The sequence below is a fragment of the Anabaena sp. WFMT genome, from assembly GCF_051781005.1.
GTDB lineage: Bacteria > Cyanobacteriota > Cyanobacteriia > Cyanobacteriales > Nostocaceae > Anabaena.
In genome coordinates this window covers 388,767-411,396 of the sequence record NZ_JBPWOA010000026.1, presented here as the reverse complement: position 1 = coordinate 411,396, position 22,630 = coordinate 388,767, and the positions used below count along the sequence as shown (strand labels likewise).

Genomic DNA, 22,630 nt, shown 5'->3' with positions numbered 1-22,630 from the left:
TGTTGCCCCCTCAACAGCTTTAGTTTAATTGAGCATAATTGGGTAATGTCCACCTAACAAAAAAGACATATATAGGACTTACGCAAAAACTCTCCCAAACTCTTATTCCTCTGTGTCCTCTGCGTCCTCTGCGGTATGCCTAACGGCAAGCTGCGCGAACGTTTCCTCATGGTTTTGAGTAAGTCCTGATATAATCAAAAAGTAGATTGGGTTAAGCATCAGCGCAACCCAACAAAAATATTAATCGTTTTGGGTTTCCTTACTTCAATCATGATTCCTGAATTATTAGTTTTTACCCATCTCAATTAAAATCCAAATAGAGGTGAAAATGGTTTTACAACTACTCAGACACCAATTTACAGTTAAGCAATTTCACCAAATGGCTGAATCTGGTATTTTGTCAGAAAATGATCGAGTAGAATTAATTCGAGGAGAAATGATTGATATGTCACCTATTGGGACAAGACACGCCGGTTGTGTAAATAGATTAGTTAATCTGCTAATTCAGCTTTTAGGAAAAGAGATCATTCTTGCACCTCAAAATCCTATAGAATTAGATGAAACTTCTGAACCGCAACCAGATATAGCATTATTAAAACCACGTCCAGATTTTTATAGAAATTCACACCCCCAACCAGAAGATATATTTTTGTTAATAGAAGTTGCCGATACAACTGTAAAATATGACCGGGAAGTGAAAATTCCTTTGTATGCAGAAGCAAAGATTTCTGAAGTTTGGTTAGTAGATGTTAATCAGGAAATTATCGAAATATATCGAAATCCTCTCCAGGGAATTTATCAAGATATACAAAAGTTAGTGAAAAGTCAAAGTTTATCAATTTTAGCTTTTCCTGATGTGAGTATTAATGTGAGTGAAATATTTTAATAATCATCTTTATCTATAATCTATTAATACGCGTATTACCATTTTTTAAAACAATTCAGGTATCTATCTCATTATTTTTAGATATGTTTAATACACTTTCTATAATTTCTTCTATATTCATTTCTTTTTGTTTAATTATGTACAGGTATTTGAGTATGAGATCAATAAGTTCATTTACAGTAATCATATTTTCTAAATTCTTAGAACGATACAAAATATCACCTTTATCATATTGATTAAAAACTTTACTTTTAGTTGTGGGATATTCTTGAGAGTTCCCAGGAATAAGAGATAGATCAAACCAAATATTTGAATTTAATAATTTTTCAGCTATAATTCTACCTTTTATTTTACTATACCAAAATCCCCATGAAACGCCAAATTTATTATCATCAATCTGAATACCTAAAATAATAGGACTACCAATGAGTTTTCCATTTTTTAAATAAGAGTCTTTATCTTTTATGCAGTAATAAAAAGCACAATACCCTTTTCCATTACTCATGTCTGAATGTGCCGTAAATTCTCCTTTTTTTATATCGTCCCAATTTGTATTTATTTTGAATCCCTCTGTTTGTAATCTTTGTTTTAGACATTCTGCTAATTGTGAATACCAAAGTTTAATCATGACATCACGAAATCGAATTTCCCATAGTTTATCTATATTTTTATTATGAAAAATTGGGTTCAACTAAACTTAAAAGCAAGAAATTTACATTAGGGTGTTCAAGAGAATATTTTTTCAATTGTTCCAAGTCAGGAAGGCTTTTTACTTTATTTTCAATAATTAATGTTTCTCCATGACTATATTTTAATGTTAAATCTATCTTCTTATATTCTCGATATACATTAGATATTTCACAAGAAGATACATCATGTTCTAGATAATCTGCAAATACTACGCCTAATATTTTTGGATAAATTTCACATATCCAGGCTAAAAAGTTACTATGAAATAATTCTTTAGATGATAATGAAAGGTTAAATAATGGTAAGACCTTTAACTCATTTATAATTGATTCGATATCTAACTCTTGTTCCAACATAATATTGTGATGTGATTTTTATTAAATACAAATGAATTCGAGTATGAATCTTGACATTTTTAACAGATAAGAGTAAGCCACAAAATAAATGATCCTGTTTTGTCATGCTGAGTGTAGCAAAGCGAAACGAAGCATCTCGGAGGATTCTTCACTACACTTCGTTCCGTATGGCTAACGCCACACTTCGTGAACAGAATGACATTGGGCATTTCTTTTTGTGGAGTTCTCTAAGTAAAAAAATAGCGATTATTTTACCATCCCCATCAATTTCAGTTGTAAAATACTGAAACATGAATGTAAAAATCAGATTTTAAATCCCTGTATCACTCAAAGTTTAAACTGTTGATTGAGAGTTATGTTCTGTCAATCTAGTAAAATTATCATTCACATTAAGCTATTTCTAAAATGATTTGCCTGAATCAAGATTCTTTATTCAAACATTATCCTTAGGATTAAAACGTTGTTTTCTAAATGGTAAATCTAATTGTGAAAAATATATCAGCTAAAACCATATTATTTAGTAATGACCCTGCAAAAATTACCTGGGATACTGTTGCACCTGCCCAGGATAAGATAAATTAGATTGCGGTAATTGACTAGGCTGCTGTAAATTATAATTACCATAATTTCCATATCCTACAGTAGCAGTTGAGTTGACAACATCTCGACTTGAAGGCTGGACAGCATAGGAATTATTAGGTACAGGAGTTAAACCTGTTGTTGGTGTTACTACATTGGGTGGTGTCTGAACGTTATTAAAATTACTATAGGGGTTTTGTGGCTGGTTCACTAATCCTGGCTGAATATAACCCATACTGGAACTAGAGGGTAAACCCTGATTAGGTAAGCTGTTATTAGGTGCAATTGATCTTAAATTTCCATTACTACTAAAAGAATTTATTTGGTTTGTATTACTAGATTTGTTAATGGCTGCTGCTAAAGGATTGATCAAAACAGGAGTTTGATTGTTTATAGTTTGATTATTCAATTCAAAACTCAAATTAGAAACGGCTGTTACTTCTGTTGAACTGGGAACAACTAGATTATTAATACCTGAAAATTGGTTGCTATTATTAGCCTTAACAGGCTGCAATAATTTTTCTGCTTGCAGGACAAAGGGATTTTTTACACTGACTGAAGAAACTTGATTAACTATCCCTACTCCAGGATTTAATTTGGCAGGATTAGCATCAGCATTTTGTTTATTAATTGCATCGTTGAAAAATGTTTCCCTGTTATCTACCTGAGAATTTTCTGGGAATGTAGGTATTATCGCAGATAAATTTTCTTTGTCAAAATCGCTCAACAAAGATGGCATATTATCAATATCTGCTGTAATTGCTTTATCTTCATTAGAAAGTGAAGCTTCTTCAACATTCTCGGAAACAACTGCGTCTTTATTTGGTTTTTCAGTGAAAAGTGCTGGATTTACCCAATATTCCCTAATTACTAGGACTACAACGATTAAGAAAATGCCTGTTCCCCAAAAACTAGGCCGTAAGAAATTGGATAATCTGGCTTTGAGATAACGTAAATAAGCAGGGGGATAGTTGCGTGCTGGCATAACTTTATTAATTGAATGATTTTTATAAATTAGGAAAGATTTGGATGCTTCTCTTGAGTTGAACTATATCAATAGTAAAAGTATTGTAATTTCATCCTAGCTGCTCAAAAATCATAATTCATGTGTAATACAGTTTAATTAATCAAAAATTTACTTTCATACGAAATGTAAATTAAATAAATTTATAAGAAATTCTATAGCAGTTTTCAGATTAGTGATGTGCAGTTTTCAATTGCCAAGCCTGTGGGGAAAGGATTTCCCCTACCTCGACTGTATTTATTACATCTGGCCAAGAACCATTATAAGTAGAAGTATTTTCAATCCCAAATGTAAAGTTAGTGTTAAACCTTGCAGTTCTTTGACATTTTTTTATAACTTTTAGTCAATTTATGCTTAGTTTTCAGGTATCGGTCACTTTGGATATCATCTGGAGTTGAAAGCTGGACTAATTTTATTGGTATAGCCAAACAATTTAGGACTTACGCATTTTAACGAAACATCGGGGTTTGAGATTGCTTCCTTACGTCGCAATGACAATATTTGAAGTAGGTTTTGCGTAAGTCCTGCAATTGTTAAACTTTTCCCTTCCTAGTTACTACTGTACCATTCACCAGGAGACTTAATCATGAAAGCCGAAGATATCATGACCAAGGACGTAGTTACTATTCGTGGTACAGCGACTGTTGCAGAAGCAGTCGGACTAATGAAAGAAAAAGGATTGCGTGCGCTGGTTGTGGATCGTCGCTATGATGATGATGCCTATGGCATTGTCACTGAAACAGATATTGTCTATAAGGTGACAGCTTACGGCAAAGACCCTAGACAATTAAGGGTTTATGAAATTATGAGTAAGCCTTGTATTATTGTCGATCCTAATCTGAGTGTAGAATACGTAGCACGATTGTTTGCTAATACTGGTATTCGCAGGGCCCCTGTAATTCAAGGTCAGATGTTGGGAATTATCTCAATTACGGATATTCTCACCAAAAGTGATTTTGTGGAAGCTCCTAAAACGTTACTACTAGAGGAGAGAATTAAAAAAGCGATTGAAGAAGCCCGTGCTACTTGTACTAAACAAGGAGCTTATTCTAAAGCCTGCGCTGCTGCTTGGGATGAGGTAGAGGAACTACAAGCAGAAGCTGCACATCAGAAAGCTGAAGTTATGGTGTCAGCTAAACTTTCTTTTGAAGAATATTGCCGAGAAAATCCAGCTGCACCAGAATGTCGGAATCCTCAATAAAACTTTTACTGTAAGAAGTCGGGAGTCAGGAGTCAGAATACTGTATCCTGAATCCTTACTTACAAATTACAAATTACGAATTACGAATTACAAATTATTTATCTTTGTGCAACTCGCGACAATAGAAATAGACCTGTTACCAAACCAAATAAGTTAGGCAACCAAGCACCTATTAAGGGAGAAAGAATATCTGCCTGTGCTAAAGCACCAGAAACTGATAATAATAAGTAGTAACTGAAAATAACTATGACACTGATCCCAAAACTCGTTCCTCTACCTGTCCGTTGAGGTATGCTGCCCATTGCCGAACCTACTAAACCAAAAATTATAGATACAAAGGGAAAGGCAATTTTTTGTTGAATCCGCACTTCTAATTTTCTAATTTTTTGGGGGTTGCCAGCTAAACGTTCTATTTCTAGTTGTTCTAGAGCTTGGGAAATGTTCATTTCGCCATAATCTCGGCTATTTTCTGCTAAATTTAAAGGTGTGCGGGGTAGTTGCAATTGTTGTTTTTCAAACCGCAAAATATTTCGATAGGAACGGTCGGGAGCAACTAAATAAATAGTACCATTATAAAAATCCCAAACTTGTTCTGAAGCATTCCACTGGGCAGATTCTGAGACGAGTATTTGATTGAGTCCTTGTGTAGATCTATCTATAATTGTTAAACCTTGCATTTTTTTGCCATCAAATTGATCGGCATAAAACAAGCGTGAAAGTATTTTATTAGTACTACCATCTGGTTGTTTAATTTCTCGATATTCAGGATAGTAGATATTTTGTTGTTTAAATGAGGGTGTATCTGATTTTAGTGCCTGCTCTAGTGTCCGAGTTGCTTCATAATTGGCTGCTGGTGCAATCTGTTCATTAAAAACATAAGTCATGCCTGTGACTAAAGTACTTAATAAAACAGCAGTTAGAACCATGCGATAGACGCTTACTCCACAACCACGAAGGGCTATTAGTTCACTCTCACTAGACAAACGACTGTAGGTCATTAAAGTAGCTAATAAGGTGGACATGGGGAAGGAATAAACCATGACATAAGGCAGTTTTAAGGCAAAAACTTTCAGGGCTGTGGTGATTGGTAGTCCAGATTCTACTACTTTTCGTAATAATTCAAATAGGCTGTCAATTGCTAAGACTACAGAAGTAAATGCTCCAACTCCGAATAGAAATAGCGGTAGCAACTGCATTGCCAAATAGCGATCCATGATGGAAAAAGGCAGCAGTGAATTGAGTGAGTAGAAAGATTTAATCTGCTTGGATATCATAAGTAATTTGTCAGGAGTCAGAATTCAGGAGTTAGCCCTTCGACTTGTCTTCGACACACTACGTGAACGCTCAGGGCAAGGAGTCAGAATGCTTATGAAATCAGGAATGGAGAGAAGTGAGATTTTCTCAAAATCATCAAAATTGACTCGAAAAGCCTTGATTCTCATGATTTATGTATTCTCCATCCTGAATACTTACAATAAGTTTAAAAGTTAAATCTCGGCAGATGTATTAGCAGTTTGAAAAGGTATTTATAATTGTGATTGAAGTGGCTAATTTATGAGATTTAAATTATTTTTTATTATTAACAATAATAAATTCTAAGTTGAAAAGTTATCACCTAAATAGTATTGACGCACGAGTGGGTTATTGTAAAGTTCATCTGCTATGCCAAAAGCGAGAATTTGCCCTTCCCGCATGATATAACCACGATCAGTAATGGCCAGGGTTTCGCGGACATTGTGATCTGTGATGAGAATGCCCATACCGCGATCGCGCAATTGTCCCACAATTTCTTGAATTTCTGCAACTGCTATAGGGTCTACTCCCGCAAATGGTTCATCCAACAATAGGAATTTTGGCCCTTGTCTTCCTGCTGCTAAAGCCCTGGCTAACTCTGTCCGTCGTCTTTCACCACCAGAAAGTTGAATTCCTTTGCTATTGGCAACTTTTTCCAAGCGAAACTCCCCGATTAAATCATGCAACCGTCTCGACCACTCCCTGCGTGGTACACTAGTTTGCTCGAATACTAGCAGGATATTATCTTGAACGGAGAGTTGACGAAACACACTTGCTTCTTGAGCTAAATAGCCAATTCCCAATCTAGCTCTCTTGTGCATGGGCATTCCCGTAATATCCAAATTATCCAACCACACCCGCCCTTGATTGGGTTTTTCTAAGCCTGTAGCGATATAAAATGTCGTCGTTTTACCAGCCCCATTGGGGCCGAGTAAGCCAACAACTTCACCTTGAGCTACAGAAAGGTTAACGCGATTGACAATTAGTCGCTTGCCGTAAGATTTGTGAATATTTTCTAAAACTATTTTCACTATTCGCGTTTTTTGTGGTAACAGATACTAATTAGAACGCTTGAGAGATGGTGTCTTTGGGGCAGGTTTGGCATTTTGTCCATTGAGATTAGAGTCTTCTACCATGTACACAGATTCTACCTGACGATTAGACTGGGGTAAGGCGATAAATCGACCTTCATCAATCAAATAAGTTACTTTTTCTGCCCTAATACTATTATTACCCTGTTGCAAAATATAGACATTACCACTGAAATCAATGCGTCTTTCTTGACTAAAGTATTGTGCTTGGGCTGCTGTTGCTTGCAACTGACGAGCAGGATACAACATTTGCACATTACCACGAGCAGTAATTACTTGACTTTTGGCATCATATTCTTGCACATCAGAGCGAATGGTGAGTGGGCGATTTCCCCCAGATGATTGGGCTGTAGCGGTTGGTAATTGGCTGGGAAAAGCAATTGCACCCAATAGCGCAACGGGTAGCATTAGCGCCAATCCAAGACGATGTATCTGTGATTTTGGCAATTGATAGGGGGGTATCATAGTGGATAAGGATTATCTCAGTTTGTATTCTGATTTAAAAAATCGTACTCAGTGCAGAATCACCAAAATTAAAGTTGAAAAAAATCAGCCTCAATATTACCAGTACAAAAGGGCGAAAATAGATATCTAGTGAAAAAGGTTAAAAAGCTGATTAAACAAGCTTTTATTCTTTTTGCCTTGTTGCACTAGAGGTGCTGAAGTGTCAACTCAACCACTTTATCCAGAAATACAATCTGCTATCGGGAATAATTGCAGATAAATCTTGAATATGTGACTACAACTTGAGATTGTTGACGCTTAAGGACACCTAAAAGTTTCGTTATTGCTAGTCTTTAATTATAGAAATTCTAGGTAAAGACAAGGCTGCATTTTTACCTAAATCTACACTAAGAATTTTTTCTGGATCTGTTTGTTGGAGTTCCTTCAACAATTCCACACTTTGAGTAAAAAATTCTTCCACATTGATGGCGCAATCACTAGCGGGATAACGGCGTAAGCGATTGCTACCTTCCCCCAATAAAATCATTGCTCCTCGCAAGTTACGATTACCCAGGTGATAGAGGGCTACTGCAATTTGCAGAATACCTTGATATAAACTTTTTTCTGGCTCGGTTGCTTCAATCCATAGAGCTTCTAAGGTGTCATGACAAGCGTAGAACTGTCCAGAGTTGAACTGTTCCACTCCTTGCCAAAACTCTTGGGGTAGGTCGTCACTCATCCCATGCTATCCCGCACTTCTTTGATGGTTTCCAGGGAAATATCTTGTCTTTCGCCAGCAAAATCGTTATCGGTGGTGAGAAAGAGCATACAGTGGCACTCTTTGCGTTCTCGCATGGGGACACAGGGACAGTTCCAATAGGCAGCGCTGACTTCTGCTTCTTTGTCTTCATAGTGGCGACAGGGACACAAAGGCGCACCGAGTTCATCTTTATGTTTGGCTAAACCTTCAATTACGACTGCTGTAACGGAAGGTTCTGAACAGAAGTATGTTCCAGTCCGTTTGGCGTATTGTTCGGAAAAATGCCGCATTGCCTCTAGGCTTTTTTCGCTGGATTTTGTGTTAACTTCTGATTTAATCATTGGATCGTCGTTCATAAATTAAATATTTCTTTGCATTATACAACAGCCTCAGTGAGCTATTACTGGGGAAATCTCCCCAACCTGAATTTTAAAATTTTGACCTAGATTTATGCTAACATTCGTCGGCCTAGGCGCTGGGTTTTCTTCCAGAGCAAAATAACTTGTGTCATCCATGAAGATGAACTTATTGAAGTTAATTTAATTTTTGTATCAATTTCTATAGTGAACTTAATGGTTTTTGCAACTGAAGTTGTAGTTCTTGTTCACTTTGAAGGATGATGCCAGGATAGTCTCGATTGACTATGACTTGTTCTGAGGATGGATTTATATTCTCCCATAAAACCCAACGACTGCCCAAAGGTAATTTCGATAGAGTTAAGGGGTTTTGGGTGAGCCAAATTAGGGGGTAGTTGTCTGGTGGTGTGTTGGCTTCTTCTAAGGGGTTGGTTGCTGCTAAGGTTTCGAGAACGGGAATATCACCTTTGATTAAACCTGTGGCTGCTGTCCACAGTTCTACTTGCAATTGTTGTCTATGGGCATAGAAATATAATGAAGCGGCGGCGATGACTGCTTGTTCAAATTGTTCTTGTTGCCAATTAGCTGCACTATCAAGGGCAATAATTATTTCTTGTCCACCTGTGATCACTTCTAATTCTCTGACTCGTAATTCTCCATAACGAGCGCTGGTGCGCCAATGAATGAGACGGGTGGGATCACCGATGCGATAAGGACGGAGCGATCGCACTAATCCTGTTGTCGCTAATAGTAATGGTTTTCCCCGAAGATCATTTTTTTGGTGTTCATCTTGCCCAATTTCATCAACTAGGGGGCAGCTGGTGAGGGGTAAAACGGTGGGATAGACAATTGCTCTAGCTTTGCATTCTCGCTGCCTACGACACCAAAATAAGCCCCAAGGCGCACCTGTGGCTAATTCTACTGTTTCCCATCGGTACAATCCTCGGCGTTGGGTGGGGTGGTAATATGTCCAACGGTGAGAGTCTTTTGCGTCAATGGTGTCAATTGGCTGTTTGACTGGTTTGCCTAAAATGAAGGGAAGTATATCTGCAACTTGCAATAAGGTGACAGGTCTTTGGGTGGGGTTATGGACTTCTATTTCAATGGTGATTTCGTCGCCAACGCTGACTGGCTGGATGGGAGAGCGTTTGATAATTAGATTTTTGAGCGATCGCGGTGCTAAAAAAGCGGATACACCCACAAGGGCAAGACAGACCCCACTAATTACATATAACCAGCCCGCCATCGTATTGATAGCAGCGCCTAAATAACAAATAGCAATGCCGGCTAATACCCAACCGCCATAGGTAGGAGATGAAGCGTGAATTTCTAGCCAACTGGTGATGTTTTTGGTGATTTTCATAGTGTAAGGAGACAGAAGGGAAGAAAGCAAGTTTTATCAGCTTTGTCAACAGTTTCTTTTTTAACTTAAAAATAATTGAAATGTACAGGATTTGAATGAATTCAGAAATTTTAAAATTTAGGGTGGGTTAGTCATAACCAACCCTAAAAACTAGCAACTTGGATTAAGTTAGATCATCTAAAAATCCTAACCTAGTTAATTTTTTATGTTTTTCCTCAGAGATAACCAAAACAGGCAATATTGCCTTGCTGACATCAACCTTTGTATTCGACTCGACATCTGGAGATTTTTGTTGACTTAAAGCTATTGCAGCTAAAACAAAAACTGCACCAATGAAACCATTTAGCCCTAGCCGTTCACCAAGTAACAAAAACGAAAAAATAGCTGCGAATACTGGCTCTAGGGTGTAGAGTAAAGCTGCTTCTTCAGATCGAATCCAGCGTTGAGCTACTGTTTGTAGCCAAATAACAAGAGCCGTTGCAACTATCCCCAGATAGAGAATTACACCCCAGTTTTCATTAATAGTCTTCAATTCGTCAATTAATTTTGTATTGCTCCAGATTAAGCCCATAATTGCAATTACAAACAACTGCACACTGGTGAGGGATAAAGATGGGTGGCGGGATGCTACTTTTTCTAGGATTAGAGTATAAACTGCATAAAGAAAGGCATCACCTAACATTAACAAATTGCCAATTCCTAATATTCCCTCTCCCCAACACATCACGCCGATACCAATAACCGCAAGTCCGGCTGCTAGGAAAGTTTTCAACGGTAAGTAACGACCAAAAAGCCAACCCATTAGAGGTACTAAGATTGCACTCAAACTAACAATAAATGATGCCTGGTTAGCATGGATACTTTCAAGAGCAATTGTTTCAGTAGCTAGATAGGTGAAAAATAAGATTCCCAAAATTAAACCATCGCGTAACAAAATAGCGTTTAGTCGCCGCAAGTTGACGCTAAAAAATAATGCTGCTACTACAAATCTCGTGGCAATTAATACACTAGGTGAAAGACTAACTACTGTTTTTTCAATGAGTGGAAAAGTTGTACCCCAAATGATGTTGATGACAATAAACAGTATAATTCCCTGAAGGTGCAAATTGTTTTGTGTAAGTTGATGGGTGGAATTGCGAAGCCTGACACTAGCCGCCACCCAGCGGCTGAACATCTTACTCAAAAACAATATCATAAAGATTTTCCAGCTATCCCTTCTATCATAAGGAACAGAGTGGGTAATATTGTTATTACCATTTTTTTGTTAACCCAAGAGAATTTTACTGTACATAATAAATACTATAGCAATCTGATTTGATTTGTAAATTTATTCTGGGAAGCAGGAGATAGATAATAAAGAGAGTATATATGTACATAATCTGTGTAAAAATTAAAAATTAATGGTAGTTTATAATAGTGCTGTAACTCAGTGAATTGCAGAAATCACAGATTATAATTGCCAATAAAGCGCAACTCAGAACCAAAGATTATTTTAATAAACTCATGAAAGTTATCACAATTAACATTCTATTTAAACTGAATTATTGGACACAACGCCGAGAATTATTAATAGCGGGACTCAAAGCCGAAAGTCCTGATATTCTTGCATTACAAGAAGTGAGTTTATCAGAAGATACAGCTGCTTGGATAGCAGAACAATTAAATATGCCTCATATTTATAAATCTGTACCCAAGGAATTATGTAATAGTGATTTACCATTTGGTTTAGCTATTCTCAGCCGTTATCCAATTGAAAAAACAGCAGCACTAAATTTAGAACATCAGGGAAGAATAGCCCAATATGCACAAATTAAGTTAGATGATAATAAATCAATAGTAATTTGTAACGGTCATTATTTTTGGCATCCCGGTTCTCACAAAAAACGCAATAAACAAATACAAATGATGTTAGATTGGTTATCAGAACTTCCTGATACAATGCCGGTTATATCAGTGGGAGATTTTAATGGTACTCCTGAAACATCAGGAATTGCATTAGTTAAGGAAAAATATCAATCAGCATATCAAGTTTATCATGGACAAGAACCAGAATATACTTGTCCCACACCTTTAGATCAAATTAGTTGGAAAAAACGAATCAGACAATTTTGGAGAACGTTAATTTTTAATAGGAGTTGGAAACTGTGGAAGGGAACTTTAGATTATATTTTTATTAATCAGCATTTACAAGTTAGAGATTGTCGAGTAATTCTCAATCAACCAGCAGCAAATAACCGTTATCTTTATCCTTCTGATCATTTTGGCATTGTTGCTGATTTAGAGATTGTTGATAATTAGATTACAGCAATTTTTGGGTAAATGAAACAATTTTTTTATTTCACGCAGAGACGCAGAGGCACAGAGAGAGATTAAGAGGTATGATTATATTGAAGATAAGGGAAGTGTGAAGTTATGACAATTATTACTAATTTAAAACAACTCTATGAAAGCGATGAAAACTTATGGTTAGAAGAAACTATTGAATTGTTAAAACAAAGACAATTTAATCAACTTGATATAGAAAACTTAATTGAGGAGTTAATCAGCTTGGGGAAAAGAGATTTAGCTAAAGCCAAAAGTCTTTTAAGGCAAATCATCATTCATTTATTATTACTTCAATATTGGCAGGTAGAATATGAAAGAAACTATCGTCATTGGATTGGAGAAATCAAGACTTTTAGATATGACTTAAATAATCATCTAACGACAAATTTAATAAATAAGTTACAGGATGATTTAGAAAATATTTATCAAAGTGCGGTTGATTTTGTGAAAATCAAAACTAATTTGACTATTTTACCAGAAAAATGTCATTACACTTTAGTCCAGTTGTTAGATGATAATTATTTACCTTAAATATATTCGTTTTTATCTGAATCTGTGAAAATTTAGGTTTTAATTAGTTGGATTTTAGCAGTGAAGCTGATTGAGTTGTTTGGTTCAAGAATAAAACGAGTTGAGATAGTGAAGAATTTATGGTTTTTTACGTGCCTAAACCACCCTACAAACTATGAATATTTCATTTATAACCTTTTTAACCAAGTGTCCAACGCAATATCCACTAATAAATCTAGAGAGTTAGTTTTACTGTTGATGATTTTTTCATAACTTTGATAGCAAATATTGGCTTTATCCAATGATGGAAAGTTTGTTTTATGCCTTTTGATTGAATCTATAAAAACTGGATAGTTATAGAATGTACTCAGTTTATGTTTACTGGAAATAAAAGCTCTAGGATAGTTAATCATTCCAGTAAATGTATCCCAATCTTCATTAGTTAAGATATACATTCTCATTATTGTTGTTTTCCTCCAAGGTTCTGGATCTGGTAATCTTAAAAATAAATTAGGTCTTCCATAGTAGGGGGAACCTGGATTGCAAAAATAGAACTCTGCACATTTCTTATTTTTCCCTTTTCCATATTCAATCACATTACCATTCACATTTTCTTGCATCCGGTGATCAAAACTCAGAATTTTTTGACGAATTCGCAAAACAGCTTCTCTCTCTTTTTCACTCGACTTTTCACATTTAGAGAGACGGTTAATTAATGCTCTGGAAGGTGGGGGTATATCTTCATTACTATTTTTTTTGCTGCTGATAGGGAATATTGATTTTAAAAAATTTATGATTATCTAAATCTTTCAACTCTAGAAAATAGCTAATATCATCTGCTAAAATAGCAAATTCAAAAAATCGAATAGATAGATGATTATAAATTCTATCTGTAAAATTATCCCGATGAAAATTAGGTGTAATCGCTATCAGTTCTATTGGCTTCTGATAGTCAACCTCATCTGCAAAAGGTTTTTCCTCCTGTAGCGCGTGATAATATCGAGTTAGCTGCTGAATAATATATCTATCTTCAATATTTTTCAATTCCAGTACGACTAACTGCTGATTTTTGCCCAAAGCTAAAATATCACAATATTGTCCATTGACAAAATATTGACGCTTCAGGGGAGTTAATCCGAATAGGTGCTTTAAATTAGCCCAAACAAAATCTTCTAAATCAGCCTCAGTTGCAAATTCCCAACCTGTACCAGTTGGCTTTAAATTTACCAAATCCATTGTTTAAATCTGACTATAGTAACTTCCTATTTTAAATATTCCCAAAGTCAGAGACTGATTTATCATCATTGCCGATTTATTTATGAAAATCTCTTTTTGTGTCTCTGTGCGAGAACTGAGAACAAGGTAAATAATCAGCTATCTCTTGTATTCTTGGTAAATGAAAACCTGTATTCCCGATTTCTGTTGATTATTTTTTTAAATTCTAATTAGCCGATTAGCAAAATCTGGATTTTCACTCAAACAACTATACAGTATTTGAGCTTGTCCTGCTTCATAGGAGGTAAGCACATCATATTGAATCAGCCGTAATTGTCGAACAATTTCTAGAGGAAAGTTCTCATCAGAATACAATCTCAACATCAATCATCCTCATTTTGGGAAGTGATGATGATATCAATTTCCGAACGATGCTGTTCGTAATAGTTCCACGCCGCTATAAGGTCTTCATGTGTGAGGCTAGGATAATTTTGCAGTAATTCTGCATCATTTGCTCCCTGCTGACGAAACGAAACCAACGTCCAGACAGGAATGCGTGTATTCCGAATTCGAGGATGTCCACCACAAATTCCCGGTGTTTGCTGTACAGCATTGAGTTTGAGACGACTTTCTAAAAGTTTTCTTTCTTCTGGGGAAAGTGCTTCAATTACTTGCACAAGGGAATCAACCAGTCGCTGATTCATAGCCTAACCTTTCATATTAGAAATATTCTTAATTATAACTGTAGCTGTCTTACCCAACTCCGAAAAGCTTTAAGCGTCGCATTTCTCCCCGCAGTTTTACTTTGCTCAAGATATTGAGGAATCACTTCAATCAAAGGTAAACCGGGGAAATTCAAACTTGACTGAGACTCAACATAATTCCCATCTTCTAAAATATTAATTTGCAGTTTAGCCTTCTCAAACCTCCACAACTCAGGAACTTGTAAAGCTTGATATATATTTGTATGAGTCCGGGAAGTAATATCAATTTCCAAAGCTAAATCTGGAGGAGGATCAATTGTTAAATCTAATCGCTTTTTCCCACGAATTAAAGCCTCATTTTTAATATAAAAACATTGATCAGGTTCTATCCCCTTTTCCATAAATTGATTTTTAAAAGTTGTAGAACCAAGACATCTAAATTCAATATCCAATTCTTCCAACAATACCTTAACTAAATCGCTAATGATTTCTTTGTCATCTTCATGTTCTGGTAATGGTGCCATAATTTCTAACATTCCCCTATCATAAGCAATTCGTGCAGCACGATGTTCTCCTAATTCTTCCAGAATTGCTTCTAACTCTGTCCAAGTGACATCTTCCAATAAAACTCTTTGTCCAGGGGGTACATGAATGCGCTTTAATTCCAACAACATCATTTCCACTCCTTATTTTTTTGTTTTAAAATTTATGTGAGACTATTTCTGATCTTGACTTAAAGATGTATTAATTTTTTCGCTGTAACCAAGCAAATACTTCATCAACACTCAGAATCAAATTCAAATCTTCTAAAACTGGTAAAATGTCTTTTCCTGTTAACAAATCTGGCAAAGAATTAGGTTGATAAACTAAAATAGAGCGTTCACTGGGATCTATTAACCATCCTAGTTGACTGCCATTTCTCAAACAATGTAAAATATTGCCAGTTACTTTAGTTTGACTTTGTGCCGGAGAAAGAATTTCTATTATCCAAGGAGGTGCAAAATCAATACCACTGCTGATAATATCTCCGCTGTCATCCAATGGTATTTGATTAGTAGAAATTACCACCACATCCGGAACAACTGAACGATTACCGCAGGTACAGCGCAATTCAGGAAAGGCTTCATAGTTACTTCCCAATTGATCAATCACTGCAACTAAACGCTTTTGTAAAAGACTGTGTTTACCACCACCCATTGGTTTTTGAATTGCTTCTCCGTTAATATATTCCCAAGCTGGTGATTCTTCAATATAGGGAAGTTTGAAAAACTCCTCTAAAGTAATGGTTTGTGGAAAAATGATTTTTCCTTCTGTTAACCTAATATTTTTTATCATCAGGTTTTTATTTTGGGTATAGTTCGTAAGTATTCAATCTTTTTCTCTCTGTGTCTCCGCGTCTCTGCGTGAAAAAGAGCTTTTATAACCCCATATCAATGCCTTGGGATTTTAAATAAAATTACCAGAAAAAATATCCTATGTCAATATCAATGGCTGAAAAAACCAAACTTCGTAAAATTATTGAGAATAGTGTCAAGAATATTGGAAATATAGGCTGCTTATTGCAAAAACCGTTAAGTCTACAAATTTTCTAAAAACTGATATAAGCAAAATTGATTAACCGCTGATTAAAGAAAGAGGGTGGGGTTTCCCCACCCCTACGGATTACCGTTTCACCAATTTCTTAGACATCTTGCGGAGACGGATAGATTCAGGTGTAACTTCCACCAATTCATCTTGAGCGATGTATTCCAATGCTCGTTCCAAACTCATGTCTATTGGTGTTTGTAACTGGACAAGTTCATCACCACCAGCTGCACGGTGGTTGGTCAATTGCTTGGTTTTACAAACGTTCAATTCCAAGTCTTGGGGACGATTATGTTCACCAATAATCATGCCTCTGTAAACCTTGGTTCCTGGACTGATAAAGAATGCGCCTCTATCTTCAGAGTTTTTCATGGCGTAGAAGGTAGAAACACCTTCTTCAAAGGAGATTAAAACGCCTTTATTCCGGGCTTCAATATCCCCAGAAAGTTGACGATAATCAAGGAAACTGTGGTTCATGATGCCTTCACCACGAGTCATCCGCATGAATTCACCACGGAAACCAATCAAACCACGGGCGGGAACAATAAACTCTAGTTGAGTGCGATCGCCTCCACCAGGCTGCATATCTTGCATTTCCGCTTTCCGTTGTCCCAAACGCTCAATACAGCTACCAACTGCATCAGCAGGAACGTCTAAAGCAAGAAGTTCAAAAGGTTCGCAAGGATGACCGTTAACTGTGCGGTAAATTACTTGAGGCTGAGATACTTGAAACTCAAAACCTTCACGACGCATGGTTTCGATTAAGATACCCAAGTGTAATTCACCCCGACCAGAAACCAGGAATTTATCTGGTGAGTCGGTTTCTTCAACACGCAACGCCACGTTGGTTTCTAACTCACGGAACAAGCGATCGCGAATTTGCCGAGAAGTTACCAATTTACCTTCTTGACCAGCAAAAGGTGAATCATTCACCCAGAAGGTCATTTGTAAAGTTGGTTCATCTACCTTAATTAATGGTAAAGCTAGGGGTTCATTAGGATCTGTAATTGTTTCACCAATGTAAGCATCAGCAAAACCAGCCACAGCCACAATATAACCAGCGGTAGCTTCTTCCATGTCTACCCGCTTCAAGCCTTCAAATCCCATCAACTTGGTGATTTTACCCTTCACAATGCTGCCATCTTCTACCACCAAAGCAGCTTGTTGTCCGGCACGGATAGTACCATTGTGGATTTTACCAATGATAATCCGTCCTAGATATTCAGAATAATCTAGGGTGGTAACTTGCAATTGCAGAGGTTTGTTAGGATCTCCCACTGGTGCAGGTACGTGGCGAAGAATTGCATCAAATAGGGGCTGCATATCTACCCCTTCTGCTTCCAAAGTTTCTTTAGCGAAACCAGCCATACCGGAAGCAAACAGATACTTAAAGTCGCACTGGTCTTCATCTGCTCCTAATTCCAAGAACAGATCCAAGACTTTATCAACAGCAACGTGAGGGTCAGCTTGTCCACGGTCGATTTTGTTAATAACGACGATAGGACGCAGACCTTTTTCCAACGCTTTTTTCAACACAAAGCGAGTTTGGGGCATGGGGCCTTCGTTAGCATCGACAATGAGCAGACAACCGTCAACCATGCCGAGTACCCGTTCTACTTCACCACCGAAGTCAGCGTGTCCAGGGGTATCAACAATATTGATCAGGGTTTCTTTGTAGCGAACCGCTGTATTTTTAGAAAGAATTGTAATCCCTCTTTCTCTCTCCAACGCGTTGGAGTCCATGACGCAATCCGGAACGTCTTCACCTTCACGGAAAATGCCGGACTGTTTGAGGAGAGCATCAACCAAGGTGGTTTTACCGTGGTCAACGTGAGCGATGATGGCGACGTTACGAATTGGGAGCGTCATAGAGAGTTTATGTGAACTTTAGTGTTTTTAGAATTAGTAGCTAAATGTTTGGCTGTTGTAACAGAATTGGGGATGATTTGCCGATTCTGTAACGAACCTTTAATAATTCTAGCGTAATTGTCACAAATATTGTTGTTTTGAGAATAACTAGCAAGAGAATTTCTTGGGTTTAGGGGTGGTTGTTAGGATTTTCCACAAGCAAACCTTCACTAGCAGCGGCTATATTTAATTCTTTATCAGCAGATATAAAAGTCAATAAAGGTAAATTATTTGCTATGCAAAGAGTATTGATGGCTTTACCAGCAGCTAATTGAACTGCGTCATAACCTCGTAAACCATATTTTTCTGCCAATGTCATTCCTGAATTAATGATGCTGTCTGTAATTTCCAGAACCTGATACTCAGATTGGATATCATTTCTCAACTGATGATATACTGCTGTAGCATCTTTAGAACTAATACTTCCACCACGAAATCGCCTACTAATCGCCGCAGTAATCTCCACAGAGGTAATAGCTGCAATAAACACATGATTTTTTAGGGTAAGATCGAACAAACTCACAACCCAAGCTGAACCGATTTCTGCAACATAGCGTTTAACTAACGCACTACTATCTAAGAAATAAACTGCCATTTAGCGGCGTTCCTCAATGATAGTTTGAGAAACAGGCTTACCCTGTACCTGAATGAGTTTTCTTTCTTGTTCTTGACTGTCAGCAGGATACTTAATTTGTTTTACTAAACCAGAACTTAAAAGTGCTTGATGAAATTTTGTGATTTGATGCGCTTGTGCTTTATCAGTCAGACATATTTGGATAGCTTGATTCAGCTGTTGTAGTTCATCTTGTTCTAAACAATCAAGCTGATTGAGAATTTCGTTAAGAATGTTTTGTGGCATAGGTTTTTAGTTTGGAATAAAGGTTTTTCTACTATTTTAGGCAAATAACAACCTGGAATCAGCACTTACGACTAAAATCGTGCCAAAATTAACTTATGTTTCGATAAGTTTACAGGTTATGGCTTGGTTATCAGGACAGCAATTACAAGATGGTAAATACACCATAGAAAAAGAATTAGGTGAAGGTGGTTTTGGTATCACATATCTTGCTAGAGATAATCATGGAAATTTAGTTGTTATCAAAACCTTGAATAATACAGTTCAAAAGCGTTCTGATTTTGCTAAATTTCAACAAGACTTTCTCAACGAAGCGATTAAATTAGCTAAATGTAGTCATCCCCATATTGTCCAAATTTATGAAGTCATTAGTGAAGATTCGCTGTGGTGTATGGTGATGGAATATATTGATGGGGAAGATTTAGGAAGTTTGGTAGAAAATCAAGGTGTTTTATCTGAAGATGTTGCATTAATGTACATTCAGCAAATAGGAGAAGCGTTAACTGTAGTTCATAATCACGGCTTATTACATCGAGATATTAAACCGCAAAATATTATGTTACGTTCTGGTAAATCAGAAGCTGTGTTAATTGATTTTGGCATTGCGAGAGAATTTACACCGAATTTAACAAAAACTCATACAAAAATATTATCTGATGGTTTTGCACCAATTGAACAATATGATGCTAGAGCAAAACGGGGAGCATTTACAGATGTTTATGCTTTAGCTGCAACTTTATATTCTTTGTTAACTGGAGAATTACCACCCATAGCACCAATGAGAGCAATTGGTACAGAATTAGAAGAAGCAAAAGAGATAAATTCTAGTATTAGTGATAAAGTGAATCATGCGATAATTAAGGGCATGGAAATAAAGCCAGAAAATCGTCCCCAGTCAATAAAAGAGTGGTTATCTCTTCTAAATATTGAAATAACTAGTACTGCTATTTCCCCAGTTACACAAATTATAGAAGATCAGATTATTCGTGAGTTTATAACTCATGTTAACTATAATAGTACCAACGCAGGATATCTTATACATCATAGAGAACATAACAATGATCCTGCATTGCACTACCATATTACTATCTCAGATACCCATGTTTTTAACTTTGGTGGAAATGGATTTGCTGTATTCCGAATTCCGCCAAAGTATCATATAGTAGAATCGGTAACTTTATTGCCTAGAAAAGAAGTCCTTGATAGATGTTTAATTGCTTATGAATTATTCAAAACTTGGGATTATGGTTTATTAGGTTGGAACTGTGAACATTTTGCTAGATTAGTAACAACTGGTGAAGCCATTAGTTATCAAGTAAAAGAGTCAATTTTAGCATTTTTAAATAACAATGGTTATCATCCATCGGCCAAAGAAATGATGGACAAAGCTTGTCAAAGTGCAAAATACTAGTTTTGGTTCAAAGCAATAACCTCTCTCTTTCTCTTCCTTCTCTTCCTCTTCCTTCGTGTCCTTCGCGCCTTCGCGGTTCGTTTCTTACCAACCTCAAAACCAAACCAGAAAATTAAAATTAACCATCAATGCTATCAGAACGATTTACCCAAGCCCTAACCTACGCGCACGAACTCCACGCAAAACAAGTGAGAAAAGGTTCTGGTGTTCCCTATATTACCCATTTATTAGGAGTAACCAGCATAGCTTTAGAATATGGTGCAAACGAAGATGAAGCGATCGCAGCCTTATTACATGATGCCATAGAAGATCAAGGAGGTGCAGCCACCAGAGAAGAAATTCGTCGTCGTTTTGGGGATAATGTCACCGCTATTGTTGATGGTTGTACAGACGCAGACAGCAGACCTAAACCACCTTGGCGAGAACGTAAGGAAAAATACATCGCCCATATTCACACCGCTTCCCCTTCAGTGCTGCTAGTTTCTGCCTCTGATAAACTTCATAATGCCAGATCCATTGTCAAAGATTATCGCTTGATTGGTGATGCAGTTTGGGAACGTTTTCAAGGTCGCAAAGAAGGTACACTTTGGTATTATCGAGCATTAGCCGATGCCTTTGGGAAAAATCAAATCACGCCCTTAGTCGCAGAATTAGAAAGAGTCGTGACAGAATTGGAAACTTTAGCCACAAAGAAAAAATGAAGGACGAAGATGAAAACAATCATCCTTCAAATTTCATAATTCATCCTTTGGGATGAGAGTCTTTTGTTGACTAACGGAATAAACTACTGAGTGAACTATCTTCGTGAATCCGCCAAATCGCTTCTCCCAGTAAATTAGCCACTGAAAGCGTCACCAATTGGGGAAACTGATTGCTTTCAGGAATGGGAATGGTGTTAGTAACTATAACTTCTTCAAACAACCCACTTGATAAGCGTTCAATCGCAGGTGGTGAAAAAACTGCATGGGTAGCACAGGCATATACCTGACTTGCGCCTTCTTGACGCAGTAATTTAGCCCCTTCAGCAATTGTGCCGCCGGTATCAATCATGTCATCTACTAACACAGCCGTTTTGCCTTTAACATCACCAATGACGTTCAAAACTTCGGCGACATTGTGCGCCTGACGGCGTTTGTCAATAATTGCTAATGGTGCATCATTGAGCTTTTTCGCGAATGCCCTGGCTCGTGCGACACCACCCACATCCGGGGAAACAACTACAATGTCATGCAATTGTTTACTGACCAGATAATCTAACAAAACTGGTGAACCGTAAACATGATCAAAGGGGATGTCGAAATATCCCTGAATTTGCGCGGCGTGCAAATCCATTGCTAAAATGCGGTTAGCACCTGCTTGTGTGATCAGGTTGGCAACCAACTTAGCTGTTATTGATTCTCGTCCTGCGGTTTTGCGGTCAGCACGAGCGTAACCATAATATGGAAGTACTGCTGTTACCTGCCGTGCGGAAGCCCGACGACAGGCATCAATCATAATCAGCAATTCCATTAAGTGGTCATTAACAGGTTGACAGGTGGGCTGAATTAAATAGACATCACAACCCCGAATAGATTCTTGGATTTGAACATAAAGCTCTCCGTCCGCAAATCTTTTGCGAATCATTGGTCCCAAGTCCATTCCCAAATAACGAGATACTTCTTGGGATAGTTGTAAATTAGCAGAGCCAGAAAAAAGCCGCAGGCGATGATTTTCTGTAATTCCTGTGGCTGCTGGTTGTACTTTTAAAGTCGCAGAACTAAGCACAGCAGATCCTCGATGTGCATTCATGGCAATATTATCATTTAGAGAATTAGAAGATTTTACTGACATAGACTAAATAAAAAATCTATAAGTTTTGTTGAAGATTTTATACAAAGAAAGAAAGATTTCTCCATAAAATTACATTTGCTAATTTTCTAATCCTTTAGTGAAAAAACCAATGAGGATTTCACTGACATCTATTTTCTCAAATAGTTCCATAGTTTCCAGTGTTAGGTGTTGAAGTAAACCGCGCAAATATTCAAGAAATTAGTAAGTAGGTTACTTATTGTACCCGTTTCTTTTATAACTGAGA

26 protein-coding genes are annotated in these 22,630 nt (G+C 37.0%); 6 read left to right on the top strand and 20 right to left on the bottom strand.

What is annotated here, in order from left to right:
* Positions 1–328: 328 nt before the first annotated feature.
* On the top strand, positions 329–886 hold the full coding sequence (locus ACSQ6I_RS18680) for a Uma2 family endonuclease (protein WP_438891787.1): 558 nt from the start codon (positions 329–331) through the stop codon (positions 884–886).
* Between the two features lie 55 nt (positions 887–941).
* Here ACSQ6I_RS18680 and ACSQ6I_RS18675 read toward each other — a convergent pair whose 3' ends face one another.
* The 3 genes from ACSQ6I_RS18675 to ACSQ6I_RS18665 form a co-directional block, all read right to left on the bottom strand.
* Positions 942–1,514 (bottom strand): hypothetical protein, encoded by a 573-nt coding sequence (locus ACSQ6I_RS18675; RefSeq protein WP_438891786.1) that lies wholly within the window; start codon positions 1,512–1,514, stop codon positions 942–944.
* A 43-nt stretch (positions 1,515–1,557) separates the two neighbouring features.
* On the bottom strand, positions 1,558–1,932 hold the full coding sequence (locus ACSQ6I_RS18670) for a PD-(D/E)XK nuclease family protein (protein WP_438891785.1): 375 nt from the start codon (positions 1,930–1,932) through the stop codon (positions 1,558–1,560).
* A 538-nt stretch (positions 1,933–2,470) separates the two neighbouring features.
* Positions 2,471–3,496: a hypothetical protein gene (locus ACSQ6I_RS18665; RefSeq protein ID WP_438891784.1), complete on the bottom strand. Its 1,026-nt coding sequence runs from the start codon at positions 3,494–3,496 to the stop codon at positions 2,471–2,473.
* A 625-nt stretch (positions 3,497–4,121) separates the two neighbouring features.
* Here ACSQ6I_RS18665 and ACSQ6I_RS18660 point away from each other — a divergent pair.
* Positions 4,122–4,736: a CP12 domain-containing protein gene (locus tag ACSQ6I_RS18660; RefSeq protein ID WP_438891783.1), complete on the top strand. Its 615-nt coding sequence runs from the start codon at positions 4,122–4,124 to the stop codon at positions 4,734–4,736.
* Between the two features lie 98 nt (positions 4,737–4,834).
* On the opposite strand, the gene ACSQ6I_RS18655 is transcribed toward ACSQ6I_RS18660, so the two are convergent.
* From ACSQ6I_RS18655 to ACSQ6I_RS18625, 7 genes are all read right to left on the bottom strand, one after another.
* On the bottom strand, positions 4,835–5,950 hold the full coding sequence (locus ACSQ6I_RS18655; RefSeq protein ID WP_323312521.1) for an LptF/LptG family permease: 1,116 nt from the start codon (positions 5,948–5,950) through the stop codon (positions 4,835–4,837).
* Between the two features lie 381 nt (positions 5,951–6,331).
* Positions 6,332–7,060, bottom strand: coding sequence for an LPS export ABC transporter ATP-binding protein (gene lptB / locus ACSQ6I_RS18650; RefSeq protein ID WP_015216561.1), 729 nt, complete (start codon positions 7,058–7,060; stop codon positions 6,332–6,334).
* 27 nt (positions 7,061–7,087) lie between these two features.
* Positions 7,088–7,585, bottom strand: a complete 498-nt coding sequence (locus tag ACSQ6I_RS18645; RefSeq protein ID WP_438891782.1) for an LptA/OstA family protein — start codon at positions 7,583–7,585, stop codon at positions 7,088–7,090.
* 325 nt (positions 7,586–7,910) lie between these two features.
* Complete coding sequence (locus ACSQ6I_RS18640) at positions 7,911–8,303, bottom strand: DUF309 domain-containing protein (protein WP_438891781.1); 393 nt, start codon at positions 8,301–8,303, stop codon at positions 7,911–7,913.
* A complete protein-coding gene (locus tag ACSQ6I_RS18635; RefSeq protein ID WP_438891801.1) occupies positions 8,300–8,665 on the bottom strand; it encodes a ferredoxin thioredoxin reductase catalytic beta subunit in 366 nt (121 codons plus the stop codon). The genes ACSQ6I_RS18640 and ACSQ6I_RS18635 overlap by 4 nt, the downstream gene beginning before the upstream one ends.
* A 217-nt stretch (positions 8,666–8,882) precedes the next feature.
* Entirely contained in the window at positions 8,883–10,043 is a 1,161-nt protein-coding gene (locus tag ACSQ6I_RS18630) for a DUF58 domain-containing protein (protein WP_438891780.1), read from the bottom strand.
* Between the two features lie 163 nt (positions 10,044–10,206).
* Positions 10,207–11,238: a DMT family transporter gene (locus ACSQ6I_RS18625; protein ID WP_438891779.1), complete on the bottom strand. Its 1,032-nt coding sequence runs from the start codon at positions 11,236–11,238 to the stop codon at positions 10,207–10,209.
* 308 nt (positions 11,239–11,546) lie between these two features.
* Between ACSQ6I_RS18625 and ACSQ6I_RS18620 the strand changes: the two genes are divergently transcribed.
* Complete coding sequence (locus tag ACSQ6I_RS18620) at positions 11,547–12,341, top strand: endonuclease/exonuclease/phosphatase family protein (RefSeq protein ID WP_438891778.1); 795 nt, start codon at positions 11,547–11,549, stop codon at positions 12,339–12,341.
* A 114-nt stretch (positions 12,342–12,455) separates the two neighbouring features.
* Positions 12,456–12,899, top strand: coding sequence for a DUF29 domain-containing protein (locus tag ACSQ6I_RS18615; RefSeq protein ID WP_438891777.1), 444 nt, complete (start codon positions 12,456–12,458; stop codon positions 12,897–12,899).
* A gap of 167 nt (positions 12,900–13,066) precedes the next feature.
* Here ACSQ6I_RS18615 and ACSQ6I_RS18610 read toward each other — a convergent pair whose 3' ends face one another.
* The 9 genes from ACSQ6I_RS18610 to ACSQ6I_RS18570 form a co-directional block, all read right to left on the bottom strand.
* On the bottom strand, positions 13,067–13,537 hold the full coding sequence (locus ACSQ6I_RS18610; protein ID WP_438891776.1) for a hypothetical protein: 471 nt from the start codon (positions 13,535–13,537) through the stop codon (positions 13,067–13,069).
* 88 nt (positions 13,538–13,625) lie between these two features.
* Positions 13,626–14,114 carry an endonuclease NucS domain-containing protein gene (locus tag ACSQ6I_RS18605; protein WP_438891775.1) on the bottom strand — a complete coding sequence of 163 codons (489 nt, stop codon included), beginning with the start codon at positions 14,112–14,114 and terminating at the stop codon, positions 13,626–13,628.
* A 198-nt stretch (positions 14,115–14,312) separates the two neighbouring features.
* The gene (locus ACSQ6I_RS18600; RefSeq protein WP_438891774.1) at positions 14,313–14,477 is read right to left on the bottom strand and encodes a hypothetical protein; all 165 of its coding nucleotides are present in this window, start codon (positions 14,475–14,477) and stop codon (positions 14,313–14,315) included.
* The gene (locus tag ACSQ6I_RS18595; protein ID WP_438891773.1) at positions 14,477–14,797 is read right to left on the bottom strand and encodes a DUF433 domain-containing protein; all 321 of its coding nucleotides are present in this window, start codon (positions 14,795–14,797) and stop codon (positions 14,477–14,479) included. The genes ACSQ6I_RS18600 and ACSQ6I_RS18595 overlap by 1 nt, the downstream gene beginning before the upstream one ends.
* A 32-nt stretch (positions 14,798–14,829) precedes the next feature.
* A complete protein-coding gene (locus ACSQ6I_RS18590; RefSeq protein ID WP_438891800.1) occupies positions 14,830–15,471 on the bottom strand; it encodes a Uma2 family endonuclease in 642 nt (213 codons plus the stop codon).
* 70 nt (positions 15,472–15,541) lie between these two features.
* Complete coding sequence (locus ACSQ6I_RS18585) at positions 15,542–16,132, bottom strand: Uma2 family endonuclease (protein ID WP_438891772.1); 591 nt, start codon at positions 16,130–16,132, stop codon at positions 15,542–15,544.
* A gap of 327 nt (positions 16,133–16,459) precedes the next feature.
* Entirely contained in the window at positions 16,460–18,250 is a 1,791-nt protein-coding gene (gene typA, locus ACSQ6I_RS18580) for a translational GTPase TypA (protein WP_438891771.1), read from the bottom strand.
* A 169-nt stretch (positions 18,251–18,419) separates the two neighbouring features.
* Positions 18,420–18,884 carry a type II toxin-antitoxin system VapC family toxin gene (locus tag ACSQ6I_RS18575; RefSeq protein ID WP_438891770.1) on the bottom strand — a complete coding sequence of 155 codons (465 nt, stop codon included), beginning with the start codon at positions 18,882–18,884 and terminating at the stop codon, positions 18,420–18,422.
* Positions 18,885–19,148, bottom strand: coding sequence for a hypothetical protein (locus tag ACSQ6I_RS18570; RefSeq protein ID WP_438891769.1), 264 nt, complete (start codon positions 19,146–19,148; stop codon positions 18,885–18,887). It abuts the gene before it with no gap.
* Between the two features lie 118 nt (positions 19,149–19,266).
* Between ACSQ6I_RS18570 and ACSQ6I_RS18565 the strand changes: the two genes are divergently transcribed.
* Positions 19,267–20,556, top strand: a complete 1,290-nt coding sequence (locus tag ACSQ6I_RS18565; protein WP_438891768.1) for a serine/threonine protein kinase — start codon at positions 19,267–19,269, stop codon at positions 20,554–20,556.
* A 128-nt stretch (positions 20,557–20,684) separates the two neighbouring features.
* The gene (locus ACSQ6I_RS18560; RefSeq protein ID WP_438891767.1) at positions 20,685–21,257 is read left to right on the top strand and encodes an HD domain-containing protein; all 573 of its coding nucleotides are present in this window, start codon (positions 20,685–20,687) and stop codon (positions 21,255–21,257) included.
* A 70-nt stretch (positions 21,258–21,327) separates the two neighbouring features.
* Here the strand turns inward: ACSQ6I_RS18560 and ACSQ6I_RS18555 are convergent, their stop codons facing one another.
* Positions 21,328–22,344 (bottom strand): ribose-phosphate pyrophosphokinase, encoded by a 1,017-nt coding sequence (locus tag ACSQ6I_RS18555; protein WP_438891799.1) that lies wholly within the window; start codon positions 22,342–22,344, stop codon positions 21,328–21,330.
* Positions 22,345–22,630: the final 286 nt, after the last annotated feature.